Origin of the sequence: Faecalibacterium prausnitzii, from assembly GCF_003324185.1 — a bacterium.
GTDB classification, from domain to species: Bacteria; Bacillota; Clostridia; order Oscillospirales; family Ruminococcaceae; genus Faecalibacterium; species Faecalibacterium prausnitzii.
This window is the reverse complement of record NZ_PXUP01000011.1, coordinates 1-14,105: the sequence shown is the minus strand read 5'-3', so window position 1 is coordinate 14,105 and position 14,105 is coordinate 1. Positions and strand designations below refer to the sequence as shown.

General features: G+C 52.9%; 14 protein-coding genes. 8 read left to right on the top strand and 6 right to left on the bottom strand.

Annotation, left to right across the window (positions count from 1 at the left end; all coding sequences use genetic code 11):
* The first annotated feature begins 7 nt into the window (after window positions 1–7).
* The 5 genes from C7J97_RS08685 (at window position 8) to C7J97_RS08665 (ending at window position 8,304) form a co-directional block, all read left to right on the top strand.
* Window positions 8–1,072 (top strand): FUSC family protein, encoded by a 1,065-nt coding sequence (locus C7J97_RS08685; protein WP_005946426.1) that lies wholly within the window; start codon window positions 8–10, stop codon window positions 1,070–1,072.
* Entirely contained in the window at window positions 1,062–1,493 is a 432-nt protein-coding gene (locus tag C7J97_RS08680; protein ID WP_005921183.1) for a hypothetical protein, read from the top strand. Before C7J97_RS08685 ends, C7J97_RS08680 begins: the two co-directional genes overlap by 11 nt.
* A 185-nt stretch (window positions 1,494–1,678) precedes the next feature.
* The gene (locus C7J97_RS08675; protein ID WP_055189757.1) at window positions 1,679–2,014 is read left to right on the top strand and encodes a hypothetical protein; all 336 of its coding nucleotides are present in this window, start codon (window positions 1,679–1,681) and stop codon (window positions 2,012–2,014) included.
* Window positions 2,015–2,039: 25 nt separating this feature from the next.
* On the top strand, window positions 2,040–4,505 hold the full coding sequence (locus C7J97_RS08670) for an efflux RND transporter permease subunit (protein WP_113992747.1): 2,466 nt from the start codon (window positions 2,040–2,042) through the stop codon (window positions 4,503–4,505).
* A complete protein-coding gene (locus C7J97_RS08665) occupies window positions 4,477–8,304 on the top strand; it encodes a GLUG motif-containing protein (protein ID WP_242983477.1) in 3,828 nt (1,275 codons plus the stop codon). The genes C7J97_RS08670 and C7J97_RS08665 overlap by 29 nt, the downstream gene beginning before the upstream one ends.
* A gap of 99 nt (window positions 8,305–8,403) precedes the next feature.
* On the opposite strand, the gene C7J97_RS08660 is transcribed toward C7J97_RS08665, so the two are convergent.
* Window positions 8,404–9,408 (bottom strand): MATE family efflux transporter, encoded by a 1,005-nt coding sequence (locus C7J97_RS08660; protein ID WP_479723709.1) that lies wholly within the window; start codon window positions 9,406–9,408, stop codon window positions 8,404–8,406.
* Window positions 9,409–9,511: 103 nt separating this feature from the next.
* On the opposite strand from C7J97_RS08660, the gene C7J97_RS08655 reads away from it, so the two are divergent.
* The gene (locus C7J97_RS08655; RefSeq protein WP_113992745.1) at window positions 9,512–10,414 is read left to right on the top strand and encodes a BRO-N domain-containing protein; all 903 of its coding nucleotides are present in this window, start codon (window positions 9,512–9,514) and stop codon (window positions 10,412–10,414) included.
* A gap of 116 nt (window positions 10,415–10,530) precedes the next feature.
* Here C7J97_RS08655 and C7J97_RS08650 read toward each other — a convergent pair whose 3' ends face one another.
* From C7J97_RS08650 to C7J97_RS08640, 3 genes are read right to left on the bottom strand one after another with little or no spacing between them, the layout of a single operon-like run.
* A complete protein-coding gene (locus C7J97_RS08650; RefSeq protein WP_113992744.1) occupies window positions 10,531–10,731 on the bottom strand; it encodes a transposon-transfer assisting family protein in 201 nt (66 codons plus the stop codon).
* A 2-nt stretch (window positions 10,732–10,733) separates the two neighbouring features.
* Window positions 10,734–11,678: a hypothetical protein gene (locus C7J97_RS08645; protein WP_455709117.1), complete on the bottom strand. Its 945-nt coding sequence runs from the start codon at window positions 11,676–11,678 to the stop codon at window positions 10,734–10,736.
* 3 nt (window positions 11,679–11,681) lie between these two features.
* Window positions 11,682–12,215, bottom strand: a complete 534-nt coding sequence (locus C7J97_RS08640; protein ID WP_455709118.1) for a YodL domain-containing protein — start codon at window positions 12,213–12,215, stop codon at window positions 11,682–11,684.
* A 182-nt stretch (window positions 12,216–12,397) separates the two neighbouring features.
* On the opposite strand from C7J97_RS08640, the gene C7J97_RS08635 reads away from it, so the two are divergent.
* The gene (locus C7J97_RS08635) at window positions 12,398–12,844 is read left to right on the top strand and encodes a hypothetical protein (RefSeq protein ID WP_113992743.1); all 447 of its coding nucleotides are present in this window, start codon (window positions 12,398–12,400) and stop codon (window positions 12,842–12,844) included.
* Between the two features lie 86 nt (window positions 12,845–12,930).
* Here C7J97_RS08635 and C7J97_RS15230 read toward each other — a convergent pair whose 3' ends face one another.
* Both C7J97_RS15230 and C7J97_RS15005 read right to left on the bottom strand, forming a co-directional pair.
* Window positions 12,931–13,113: a DUF6061 family protein gene (locus tag C7J97_RS15230; protein WP_242889553.1), complete on the bottom strand. Its 183-nt coding sequence runs from the start codon at window positions 13,111–13,113 to the stop codon at window positions 12,931–12,933.
* A gap of 265 nt (window positions 13,114–13,378) precedes the next feature.
* Window positions 13,379–13,543, bottom strand: a complete 165-nt coding sequence (locus C7J97_RS15005) for a hypothetical protein (protein ID WP_170126654.1) — start codon at window positions 13,541–13,543, stop codon at window positions 13,379–13,381.
* A gap of 380 nt (window positions 13,544–13,923) precedes the next feature.
* On the opposite strand from C7J97_RS15005, the gene C7J97_RS15490 reads away from it, so the two are divergent.
* A partial coding sequence (locus tag C7J97_RS15490) for an RNA polymerase sigma factor (RefSeq protein WP_341458545.1) occupies window positions 13,924–14,105 on the top strand: 182 nt, incomplete at its 3' end.

Sequence of the window (14,105 nt, the reverse complement as noted above, 5' to 3'; positions counted from 1 at the left end):
GATTTATATGACATTTTATCAGGAGTTGCAGTTAAATCAGGCAGGTTCTAAAAACCTGTTGAAAAAGAGTGAAACACTAAAAGAAAAACTATATCATATGTGGGTATATCTGGTGAAGATAGCTGCTACAATGGCATTTTGTTTTTTCTTTGTTAGTATTTTCAGCATCCTATTTGGAAATGAGAACAGCATTGTAGGTGTAGTAGTCTTATTATGTCTCATGGTGTTTAGGAATGCGGATCTGGGGATCCACACCGGACAATCTACGATGCTTTTGGCTTTGTTCTTTGTAATTATGACTGTATGTCCGCATTTAGCAAATCAGTTTTCACCGGTATTGGGAATGCTGTTAAATATTGCGGCACTGGCTGTGTTGATTCTGTTCGGATGCCATAATCCATCCATGTTTAATCAATCTACATTGGTTCTTGGGTATCTGCTGCTATATGGTTATGATGTTACGGGAAAAAGCTATCAGATGCGATTAGTCGGAATGGCTTTAGGTGCAGCACTTACCTGCTTCGTATTTTATCGAAATCATAAAAACAGAACTTATAAAAGAAATCTGAAAGATCTGATACAAGAATTTGATATCACTTCTTCCAGAACAAAATGGCAGATATGTCAGATTTTATGCGTACCGATTGTCCTTTGCATTGCAGAACTTTGTAATATGCCACGTGCAATGTGGGCTGGTATTGCGGCCATGTCCGTGATTTTGCCGTCTATGGAAGATATGCACTACAGAGTCCGTAAAAGGATTGTCGGAAATATTGCAGGTGTTATATGTTTTACAGTATTATATTTTCTGCTTCCTTCGTCAATCTATGCATATATAGGAATTCTTGGTGGAATCGGTGTAGGATTTTCAGCACAATATGGCTGGCAGGCAGTATTTAACACATTTGGTGCTTTAGCCATTGCTGCAGAGACATATGGACTACAAGGAGCGGTTAGTCTTAGAGTGAGTCAAAATGTTTTTGGTGTTGTGTTTGCTTTAGCATTTTGTGTTATATTTTATTGGTTTATGCCTAAAAAAAAGGAAAGTGAGGTGACCGTACATGCAGAGTGAAGTGAATCAGGAAGAAAATTTGAATACCACTGATTTTGACGAGCACTTCGCTAAAATTTCGTCCTATATTGTAGACACATTGCACGGCGTTCCACTTGAGATGACCGAGGATGAAAAAGAACAATTTCGCATACAGGTTATTTCAAATCAGTATGCAGAACGGTTGCTAAGTGAAGCCGAAAAGACAGAAACGTATAGAGGTTTATCAAAAATTGATATTCTCCATACAGTTTCTATCCCTCAACTGGCTAGAACAATCCCACTTAAAGGTTTGAATCTCAGTTTAGAAAAATACAGAATGCCGGATGGTGTAATAATAGAGGTTGAGAGTTCGTCACATTATTTGGGGTCATTTAGTGAGAAAAATGATTCTTCCACAAATTGGATAGAAAAGATCATGGAGGGTGTCGGTATTCACTAGATGGATTCTCAAGAAGCATATGCACGAAAGTTCTGCACGCGATAAGTATCTTGCCATTATGAAGCCCTACCTTCTGATGTGGCACAGTAGCAGTTGAAAACAGCTCAGGTTACCTATTGCAATTCTGACTATTTGGAATATACTTGTAAGTATCAAATTATTTCACTGTATGGGAGGAAATTATTATGGCAAGACCCAAGGGAAGCAAGAATAAGACCCGTATTGTAAATGCCAACGTTGATTATGCAGCCGTCGTTGCAGAAAAGACCGCCGAAAAGGAAAAAATCGAATCTGAGGTTGCTGCGCTGACTGCAAATCTCGATGATCTGAAGACGCAGCTGAAAGCCAAGAAAGCAGAATTGAAAGCCGCCACCAAGGAACTTACTAAAGCCGAAAACAAAAAAGCTGCCGCCGAAGCAAAGGCAATGGAAGAAGCAAAGAAAGGCGAAGCAGAAGATGTGCTGAAGAAGCTGCTGGCCAGCGGTATGACGGCTGAGGAAATCCTTGCAAAACTCCAGTAATGCAATGCCGAGAGGAGGGAACACGATGACCGAGCAGGAACAGCCCAAAAACGATTTTATGCACAAGCTCGCGCTGCAAATTGTTGAGCGGCGCAACCTTGTGTTCCTCATCGTCATTCTGGGAACCATCTTCACCATCTTCTCCCGCAGCTGGGTCAAGGTGGAAAGCGACCTGACCACCTATCTGCCCAAGACCAGCGAGACCCGCATGGGCCTGGACATTATGGAAAAAGAGTTTACCACCTACGGTTCTGCCGATGTCATGGTGGCAAACATCACGCCGGACGAGGCAGACCAGCTGAACGACGAGCTGGCGGGCCTCAGGGGCATCCAGATGATCGAGTACGATGATACCACCGCCCATTATAATAATGTATCGGCGCTGTACTCCATCACATTCGATTACCCCGAGGACGACGACCAGTGCCTGGAAACGCTGGAAAGCGTCAAGGAGTACCTGAAAGACTACGATATCTACGTTTCCACCTCGCTGGGCAATACGCAGGAGGAGACGATTGAGCGTGAAGTCAATGTCATCATGGTGTATGTTGCCATCATCATTGTGGTGGTGCTGATCTTCACCTCCCAGACCTATGCGGAAGTTCCCGTGCTGCTGCTCACTTTCGTGGTGGGCATGATCCTCAACATGGGCACCAACTTCCTGCTGGGCACCATCTCGTTCGTTTCCAACTCGGTCACGAACATTCTGCAGCTGGCCCTTTCGCTGGACTACGCCATCATCTTCTGCAACCATTTTAAAGAAGAACACGAGACCCTGCCCTTGAAAGAGGCGGTCATCGAGTCGCTGGCTAAGAGTATCCCGGAGATCAGTTCCAGCTCCCTGACCACCATCGGCGGTCTGGTGGCCATGCTGTTCATGCAGTTCAAGATCGGCCCGGATATGGCCATCTGCCTCATCAAGGCCATCCTGTTCTCCATGCTGTCGGTCTTCGTGGTCATGCCCGGCCTGCTGATGCTGTTTGGCCCTTACATGAGCAAGACCAAGCACCGCAACTTTGTGCCCAAGATCTCGTTCGTGGGCCGCTATGCTTACAAAACCCGCAAGATCGTTCCCATCGTCTTTGCAGTGGTGCTGGTGTTTGCCTACCATTTCCAGACACAGTGCCCCTACGCCTATGGCTACGGCCCGATCAAGACGCCAGTGTTGAATGAGACGCAGATCGCCGATAACATGATCGACGAAAACTTTACCAAGTCCAACCTGGTGGCTCTCGTCGTACCAAAGAACGACGATTACCGGGTGGAAGCAGCCATGATCAAAGAACTGGAAAGCCACGATGAGGTGGACCACACCCGCGGCCTTTCCAACATTGAGGCCATGGACGGCTACATGCTGGAAGACCGGCTCACTTCCCGCCAGTTCTCTGAGATGGCGGGCCTGGATTACGAGCTGGCCCAAGTGGTCTACACAGGCTACGCGTTGGAAAATGATGAGTACGGCCAGGTCATTGGCAACTTCTCCAACTACAGTGTGCCGCTCATTGATATGTTCCTCTACGTCTGTGACGAGGTCGATTCCGGCATTGTCAGCCTGGACCAGGATCAGATCAACGACCTGCATGATGCCCAGACCCAGATGCTGAGCGCAAAGGCCCAGCTGCAGGGTGTGGATTACAACCGTATTCTGGTCTACCTGAACCCCAGCCTCCAGAGCGGGGATGAAATGTATGAGTTCACGGACCAGATGCGCACCATCGCCCGGAAGTATTACCCGGACGGCGACATCTATCTGGCGGGCGACGCCACCAACGAGTACGACTTCCAGAAGTCGTTTGCCATCGACAACATCGTGGTCAGCGTGGTCTCCGTGCTGATCGTGCTGATCGTCCTGCTGTTCACGTTCCAGTCGGTGGCAATGCCCATCCTACTGATCCTCGTCATCGAGGGCGCGATCTGGGTCAACTTCTCCGTCCCCGCTTTTATCCACACGCCGCTGTACTTCATGGGCTACCTGATCGTCAGCTCCATCCAGATGGGTGCAAACATCGATTACGCCATCGTTATTGCAACCCGCTACAACGAGCTGCGGGATAAGATGGACCATAAGACAGCCATGATCGAGACGCTGAACTTTGCGTTCCCCACCATCCTCACTTCCGGCACCATCATGACGGTGGCCGGTACCCTTATCGGTCAGATGACGTCCGATGCCTGCATCGTGGGCATCGGCCAGTGCCTGGGCCGCGGTACCATCATCTCCATCTTCCTGGTGCTGTTCGTCCTGCCGCAGATCCTGCTGGTGGGTGGCAAGCTGGTGGATAAAACTTCGTTCTCCATGCATCATGTGGTGCTGCACACCAACACGGCCAGCGGCCGGGTGCGTGTCAATGGCATGGTGCAGGGCGAGGTGAACGGCTCCGTGGCCGGTACCATGAACGCCGTTGTGGATGGAAACGTACATCTTACCGTTCTTTCTGGTAAAATCTCACAGGAGGTGCAGGATGAAAACGACTCCCATGCGGACGAATGAGTCTGCGGCGGGCAGCACCCGGCTGCTGCACCGCCTGACCGCTGCGCTGCTGGCACTGGTGCTGGCGGCTTCGGCGGCGCTGCCGGTATTTGCGGCCGACACCGCGCCGACGGATACCATTTACATCAACAGTGTTTCGGACCTGCTGGCCTTTGCCGACAAATGCGGCTTTGATCAGTGGTCCAAAGGCAAGACCGTGATCCTGCAGAAAGACCTCTCGCTGGAGGATACGGAGTGGGCCCCCGTTGCGTCGTTCAGCGGCGCGTTCAAGGGCAACGGCCACACCATCTCGGATGTCAGCCTCGTGGGGGCTTATTCTCCAGCCGGCTTCTTCGGCATCCTGGAAGAGGGCGGTTCCATTCAGGACCTTACCATCAAGGGTGTGGTCAATCCCGCTGGTACCCAGAAGACCGCAGGCGGTCTGGTGGGCACCAACTACGGCACCATCATCAACTGCACGTTCTCCGGTGCTGTCCACGGCGAGGAGGAGGCGGGCGGTCTGGTGGGCCGCAATGAGACGAGCGGAACCATCGACCACAGCACTTCCCGTGCCATGGTCAGCGGTGCGTATGCCACCGGCGGCATCGTGGGCTACAACCTCGGTGTCATCACCGGCTGCACCAATGTGGGCGCCGTCAACTCCGAGTATCAGGAGTCCGCCCTCGATATGGAGGGCCTCCCGGCCACCCTGCTGGAGCTGGTCAAGAAGGATATGGGCGATGACCTGAGCAATAACATCTCCAATGTCTCCTTGGATACCGGCGGCATTGCAGGCCGCTCCTCCGGCCTGATCCTCAGCAGTGCCAACGCGGGCGACGTGGGCTATGCCCATGTAGGCTATAACGTGGGCGGCATCGTGGGCCGGACCGATGGCCTGATCTCCGGCTGTGTCAACCAGGGCCTGGTACAGGGCCGCAAGGACGTGGGCGGCATTGCCGGTCAGGCAGAGCCCTATGTGGAGCTGGACCTGGACCAGAGCACCATCAACCGTCTGCGCACCGAGCTGGACACGCTGCACACCATGGTCAACGGCGCGGCCGATGACATGGACGGCAGCACCAGCCTCCTCAATACCGACCTCAACACCCTGAACTCTCAGATGGACACTGCCGTGCAGGCAGCCCGCCGTCTGCAGGAGCAGGGAGGCGATTACTTTGACGAAGTGGCGGACGAGGTGGACCGCACGGGAGACCTCATCTCCGATACATTTACCCGGCTGGAGCCCGTGATGGACACGGGTGTCGACGCACTGGATAAGATGACCACCGCCGTGGGCCAGCTCAAGTGGGTCACCGCGGAGATGGCGGCCGAGATGCTGACCGCCTCCACGGCACTGGCCAAGGCTTCTTCCGGCGCGCACAAGGCCAGCGACGCGCTGGATTCCAGCAAGCAGGGTCTGGAGCAGATCAGCAAGGGCCTGGACGACCTGATCGCCTCGCTGCCGGGCAAGGATGACAGCGGCCTGAGCAGCGCCATCAGCACCATTCTGGGCGGCTATTCCAGCGTGTCCGGTGACGCGGTGGACGATCACATCAAAACAGCCATCTCCCTGCTGCAGGTGGCGAATTCCGCCATGAGCATCCTCTCGTTGGGCTCCGGCATGAGCGGCCAGATGAAGCTGCTGACCACCGGCCTGGGTCTGCTGCGGAGCGCCACGCTGCTGGCCGATGACGGCCAGCTGGCTTCCGCCGGCAAGCAGGTCACCCGCGCCGTGGGCAATATGGCAGGCCTAGCCACGCAGATCGGCGCGCTGCTGGGCAACACCGCCAACCTCGTTTCGGAGCAGGGCAATCCCCAGATGGCTTCTGCCCTTACCAGCATGTCCGGCGCGCTTGGCAATGTGGGCGACCAGCTGGGCAATCTGGAAGATATTCTGGATAAGCTGAGCTTCAACACCGGCAACATCAGTTCCGGCAATGCCTCCATTCAGGCGGGTCTGGATTCCCTGAGCGATGCCGCACAGGATCTGGGCAAGGCTGCGGATGATTTTGACAAGTCTCTGGATATCCTCAAGACGGATTCCGCCCTCACCAGCGCAACGCTGGGCCACATGTCCGCCAGCCTCGGCATCATGGCGGAGGGCATGAGCGGCCTGACCAGCATGACCAGCCAGGCGGCGGATATCGTCCACTGGCTGGCGGAGCAGGATCCCATCCATGTGCTGCGCCCCTCTTCCGAGATGACCGCGACCAAGGATGAACTGTTTGACGCTGTGACGAACATGACCGACCAGATGAGCACCCTCAACCGGGATATGCTCTCGGCCAGCAACACCCTCACCAGCAACCTCCGCTCCATCAACGACCAGATCAATGTGGTCTCCAACCTGCTGCTGGATGCTGTGGAAGAGATCAGCGACCCCGGCAGCAAGAACATCTTTGAAGATGAGTCCGAGAACCTGACGGCTCAGAACGAGGGCAAGATCGAGGGCTGCACCAACCGCGGCACCGTGGAAGCCGACATGAATGTGGGCGGCATCGCGGGTACCATGGCGGTGGAAAACACCCTTGACCCCGAAGACGACGATAAGGATGAGAACCGTTCGCTCCTGCGCACCGAGTACACCATCAGCGCGGTGGTGATGAACTGTGTCAACGAGGGCACCGTTACCTCCAAGAAAGAGGCGGCAGGCGGCATCTGCGGCGAGATGGATCTGGGCTACATCACGGGCTGCGAAGCTTACGGCAAAGTGGATGGCAACAACAAGGTGGGCGGCATTGCAGGCCATTCCTCCGCAAAGCTGATCTCCAACTGGGCCAAGTGTGAGCTGACTGGCAGCAAGTACATTGGCGGCATCGTGGGCCAGGGCGCGGACAGTGTCCTGACCGGCAACAGCTGCATCATCAAGGATAACCGCGCCATGGTGGAGATCCATGAGCCGGACGATGACGGGGATGACTCCGAAGTGGCCCTCTCCACGAGCAGCAGCAACACCGACGGTCAGTATTGGGGCGCCATTTCCGGCGGCCAGGATGGTACGTTCACGGGGAACCTGTTTGTCTCCGATACCCTGCGCGGCGTTGACCGCATCAGCCGTGCCGGTCAGGCAGAGCCCATTGATTACGATACCATGCGGGCACTGGAGGGCGCGCCCAAGGGCTTCCAGAAGCTGACGCTGACCTTTATGGCCGACGGCCACATCGTGGACCAGCGCACCTTTACTTACGGTGCATCGTTTACCGAGGCGGATTACCCCGAACTGCCCCAGAAAGACGGTTACCTTGCCGAGTGGAACACCCCGGTGCTGGATGACCTCCATCTGGACACCGTGGTCACGGCGCTGTACACCTCTTACACCCCGGCACTGAAGAGCATTGATGTCCGCATCAACGGCCGTCCGATCTTCTATGTGGATGGCCTGTTTGGCGGCTCCAATGCCCTGAGCGTTACCTCCCAGACGCCGTCCGGCGTGGCCAATGCCACCGAGCAGTGGCTGCTGGACTTCTCGGACGACGGGCAGGAGACCCACACCATCCGCTATCTGCCGCAGGGCAAGCAGGGCAGCGTCTATGTCCAGCAGGATGGCAAATGGATCAAAGTGCCTACCGATACCTTTGGCAGCTACATCACCTTTACGGCTGCCGGGACCGAGATCGTCATGGCCTTTGTGCCCAAGGGCATCCCGCTCTGGGAGCTCTGCGGCGGCACGGTAGCCGCGCTGCTGGTGGCAGCATTCCTCGCACGGAAGCTGATCCACAAGCGTAAGGCCCGTAAGGCCAAAAAGAACGCTGCCCCCGTGGAGGAACTGGATACGCCGATTGAATCGGACGACCAGAGCACCGAGCAGCACACCAAATAAAAACCAGCCCTTGGGCTGAAACGGAAAAGGCTCCGGGCTTGCCTCCCTGTGAAAGGGGAGTGCAGGCCCGGAGCCTTTTTTGCGTATACGGAAAACGTGTCAGACGCTCTTTTTGTAGACGATAAGGGAAACGATGGCGGAGAGCACTTCCGTGGCCCAGAACGCGTTCCAGACGCCCACAGGGCCAAACTGTCGGCAGAGCACCCAGGCCAGCGGCATGATGAAGACGATGTAGCGGCACAGGGAGATCACCAACGACTGCGTGCCCTTGCCCAGACCCTCCAGCGCGCCGGAAGAGGTGGTGGAGATGGCGGAGACCACAAAGCCCAGGCAGATGATCCGCAGAGCAACTTTTCCGGCTTCCACCGTCTCCGGGGTAGAGGTAAAGAGCCGCATGAGAGGCTCCGAGGCCACCAGACAGCCAAGGGTGCCCGCTGCCATGATGGCGGCGCTCAGGATGAGGGTGATCTGGTAGAGCCGGCGTACCCGTTTGTGCTCCCCGGCACCGTAGTTGTAGCTGATGAGGGGACGCATTCCCTGCACGATGCCGTTGGCGGGCAGGTAGAGGAATGTCTGTAGTTTGTAGTAGATGCCCAGCACCACCACATAGCTGCCTGAGAACGCGGCCAGCAGGCTGTTGAGGAACGTGACCAGCAGAGAGGGAAGCGCCAGGTTGAGGATGGCCGGGATGCCGATGGAGTAGAGCCGGGTGTCCAGCTCTTTGTCCAGCTTCAGGCAGGCGCGGCGCAGCCGGACGGGCAGCTCCGTGGAAGCATACACCACGAGGTAGATACCAGTGCTCAGTGCCTGGCCGATACCGGTGGCCAGCGCCGCGCCTGCAATGCCCATGGCAGGGAACGGCCCGATGCCAAAGATGAGCAGCGGGTCCAGGATAATGTTGCCCACACAGCCCACGATGAGGGCTACCATGGTCACTTTCATCCGGCCCACGGACTGGAAGATCTTCTCAAAAGCCAGGGAGGCCATGTTGACCGTGGCAAAGCCAAACACGATGTAGGAATATGACATCATCAAGCAGAATGTGGACGGCATCCTACGGACAACACCGGGAAAGGAGCAGATGCAGGAACGGTAAATCTGCACAAAATATTGTTCGGATTTTTGAATCCCAAACGCTTAGACCGGGTGGCGTTTCCGCCCGAAATCATGTAAAATAGACTTAGACAACGAAAGCGAGGAACCCTCTATGGCAGAAGTGAACGATAACAGCTCTATCCAGCTTTTTGAAGATCAGAAAATCCGTACTGCATGGGATGCAGAAAAGGAAGAATGGTATTTTTCTATTGTGGATGTGGTTGCGGTTTTAACCGAGCAAAAGGATAGTCGAAGTGCTGCTAAATATTGGAGCGTTCTGAAAGTTAGACTGAAAAACGAAGGCAGTGAACTGACTACAAATTGTAGTCAGTTGAAAATGAAGGCAGCAGATGGCAAACGTCGTCTTACGGATGTTGCCAATACGGAGCAGCTTTTACGTATCATTCAGTCGATTCCTTCCAAAAAGGCTGAACCGTTCAAGGCATGGCTGGCAATGGTAGGCAAGGAACGCATCGAGGAAACAATCGACCCAGAGCAGGCCATTGACCGTGCGCTTGATACCTATTTGAAGAAAGGCTACTCCGAAGAATGGATTCACCAGCGGCTTTTGGCAATCCGTATCCGAAACGAACTGACAGACGAATGGAAGAAGCGCGGAGTGCAAAAGGGCAAGGAGTACGCCATCCTGACCGATGAAATCTCCCGCGCATGGTCCGGCATGACCACGGGGCAGTACAAGCGGCTGAAAGGTCTGACAAAAGAAAATCTCCGGGACAACATGACCGATTTGGAACTTGTGCTGACCATGCTGGCCGAAGCCTCCACCACGGATATTTCCAAAACTGCAAAGCCACAGACCTTTGAAGAAAACAAGCAGGTTGCCAAACGCGGCGGCAAGGTGGCCGGCATTGCACGGCAGGCTCTTGAAGCGGAAACCGGCAAGCCCGTTATTACAGAAAAAAATGCGTTTGACTTCCAGCAGCTTGTGACCGACGTTGTAGAAGATGCCGCCGAACTGCCGGAAAATCCCACCGAGAAAAAAGATAAAGACTGATACATGAAAAATAGCCGGACACAGCAGCCACAAGGCCACCGTGTCCGGCTATTTCTGTGTTGACAATGGCACATTACTTTGATTGAAAATAATGTGTGGATGTCAAGCTGGCGGTATTATTCACCCGTGAAATCAAACCTCTGCCCGTCAAAGTCAGCATCGGTCATTTGCTCCAATTTTGCAATGGTGCTGTTTGCCAGTTGCCGCATTTCGGTGTCCATATCCGGCAGAGCGGTCAGCATTCGCGCTATCGTGCGGCGGCGGTCAGAAGTGTGGTACATACAAATCAAATTTTCTTCTTCTACGCTGAAATTCATGGTCAGACCTCCATTTCATGTTGTTTACTGCGGGCCGCTGACCTTTTCGGGCTGGCGGCCTGTTTCGTTTCGGAAAGCTGCTTGTGGACAGAAGCACGGGGCTTACGGATGTCCTTATCTCGATTCTCGCTTTTGTCAACCAGCGCGTAGATGCCGAAACGGTCTTTCACGCTGGACAGGTGCAGGGACTTGTACGGCAACATGGCAAGCAGCTGGTCCGTGTCCCGACTGGATGCCAGTTTGGTGAAGTAGGGCGATACCTCCACCATAAAACGATTCTTGTCCGGGCTGTTGGGAGCAGCCAGACGCTTCATATCGGCTACGATATGCTGTGCCTCGGCCTCGATCAGCCCGGTGTGCAATGCCGCAAGGTGTTCTTTGAAATCACCGGGCTGTGCAGATTCCCGACTGCGCTGCTCCTGCCGGATGGCCGCTTGCAGAAGTTCCGGGTCACGGGGCTGCATTTCATACCGCACGAACTCTCCAAAATATTTGTCCGATCGGCTGTCGAAATGCTCTTTGAGGCCAATCTCCCGCATTCCACTTTCGTAGATCAGGCGATTGGAGCCCACGGGCAGGGCGGCATCCCGGATGTGCTGGAAATGCTGCTGGTAGTCCAGTTCATACAGATTGCCTTGCACAGTTCCGTTGGCCGCGCCGGTCAACTCCACCGCATAGGCAAGAATCCTGTCGTGGGTCTGTTCACCGCAGAATTTCCATGTGTTGTAGGCTTGGGTGTTTTTGAGCAGCACATCCCGTTCCCGGAAGCAGAATGTTCCAGAGGGCCGGGACAGCCACAATAGCAGCTTATCTTCCGGCTGGTCGCTGCGGGCGGTCTCCCGCAGCATCTTGATGTCATAGGCAAAATCGCTCTGATAGTACGCAGTGTTCTGGTGCATAATGGCTTCCAGTGCAGCGATCACATCCATGCTTTCAAATTTTTGCACGGCTTACACCTCCAATTCTTTTGTCTTTTCCCGTGGCTGCGTTTGTTTGCTCTGCTCCTTTTTTGCGGCATCCAGCTGTGCCCGGATGGACGGCTTTTTCGGTTTTGCGGCGCGGGACTTCTTGGCTTTCGGTGCCTTTTCCTCGGCCTTGACTGCGGCGGCAAGGTCCGTCAGAGAAATTTGTTCTCCGGCCTTTGCTTTGGCCTCCAATTCGCCCAGAGAGGGCGCATTGTTCAGCACACCGTCAATCATGTTTTCGTTCTGTTCGGTGGAAAGTTCTGCGGTGCGCAGCGGGTTTTCCCGCAAGAACTCTGGCACCTGCTGGAAGCCCACACTATCGCAGTAGTGAGCGGTATTTTGTCCGTTCTGGTGCAGCACCACCACATCCGAAACAGACAGCGAATGCCCCTTAAAGTCTGCCGGATGGTCTACATTGAATGTACGGTAGATGTCCTCCAATGTGGTACCCGCAGCCAGCGGCGCGGCGTATACTTCCGTATAGTTGGCCTTGTCCACGGTCCGGCCAGCGGCCTGCAGGCGGTCGTAGGGCTCAAAACGGTAATCGCGGGTGGAATCTTCATTGCGCAGCTGGTAGATTCAATAAATGTTACCAATTATAGAGTTGCAGAAGATGACGAACTCGGATTGGAAGGCAAGATGCCAACTGTCGAAATAGTATCGAAGTAAGCAGCCAAGCTGTTTTATAATGAAACACAAAGATGTTGGTACACATTGGAATAGGATTCAAAAGCCGTATGAAGAACACAGCATCAAAAAAGAAAACTTGTCTCGGATTTTTGCTGATCGTATTTTTAGCATATGTGGTGTGCTATCTTCTTTCTCAAACAGTGTTTCATGAAGTCTACTTGTTTGAATGGACAGCAGCCCATTATTATTTGTGTTTATGGGTTGCATCTGTTGCTTTCTGTTTTCTGGAAATGTATAGAGCAGCTCTTATCACAACAGCTGGAAACTGGACAGGAATTTTGATCGGACAAGTGTTGGGCGATTTTATTATCAAAATAAACGCCACAAAAATCACGCCGGATATGTATATAGGAAAAGTATGGCAGCTCAAGGCACACTACGGAGTTTTGATTTGGCTACTCGTTTTTCTACTTTCGTTTATTATCGGAATGCTTGTTGAAAAGAAAAATCATTGTTAAAATGCGTAGTTAATAATAGACAGCCATCTATTTGCAAGTCGCAAGTAGATGGCTGTTTTGTCTGCTTTGGATATTTTAATTAAAGGTTAGTCTTCCATTCTACCGTGGTCACAACCAAGTGAGAGATAGTGCTCAATCTCACCAATCAGCACAAGCTGGGCGTACTCCAAAGGATTATTATACAGCAGCGCGTCCAGTTTTGCCCGCTGTGTGGGGCATGGCAGTACTTGCTCATCAAAGATCAACGCGGTCGTCCACTGTATTTCAATACAGAAGCAGACGACCGCATTGACTTTTTTACGAGATGAGGTCTCTTTTTTCTCTCTTAAGTCACCTAACCGCACTACCTTGCATCACAGGCATTGACGATGATATCCACGTCGGAGCGGTTCATCAGGTCTTTCAGGATGCCAAACTGCTTTTTGGTACCAGCAGACACCAGATTTTCATTATCTATCTTTTTGTATTAAGGTCTACAGCAATCTAATCCCACATTAAAACGAGAAAATGCTTAATTGTTCTCCTCAAAGTTCTCTACCTGTTCCATGACCTTTTTGAGAACTTCGGGGCTGTACTGCGGGGGATATCACGCTTTTCAAAGAACGAGCCGGAGTTGCGCGCAGCGCGCAGATAATCCCGGCAGTTAAACAAAATCTGATCAAGGTTGAGAGCTTTTTCTTCAGCCTTCGTCTTTGCCATGGCTTTTTTCTCCAATCTGAAAATTACAAATTGCGGACAAAAAGGACGCATTGTTGTGGCAAGCAGGGCTTTTGTCTATACAAACGCCATTTTTGCGTTGCAAAATGCTTGTTGGGCTGTGCCCAATCCCCTTCATTCTGCACCGTTCCGATGCAGGCTGCGCGTTTTTTCAAAACGCTTCTATTTATATAAGGTAGAGTTTCAAGACAGTTGCGCTCTGCAATTTTGATGGAGACATCTCAAGCCAAACGAACAGCCAGCAACGGCCTCAACGGTAAGTGAGGTCATGATGCTGGCTGTTCTTCGTTCAGAACGGAAAACATTCGACATTTCCGCTGGTTCATGGTACACTACATCCAATCCATGCGAATCCGTTGGAGGTGATTGTGTTGCTTTCCCTGTACTTAGCTGTTCTTGACGATCAAAGCAAAGAAGAACAATTTATAGATGTATATAATACCTACAAACGGCTGGTCTACCATACCGCTTACAAAATTATGGGCGATTCGTATCTGGCAGAAGATGTACTGCAAGAGGTGTTTTTGTACGTTGCCAAAAATTT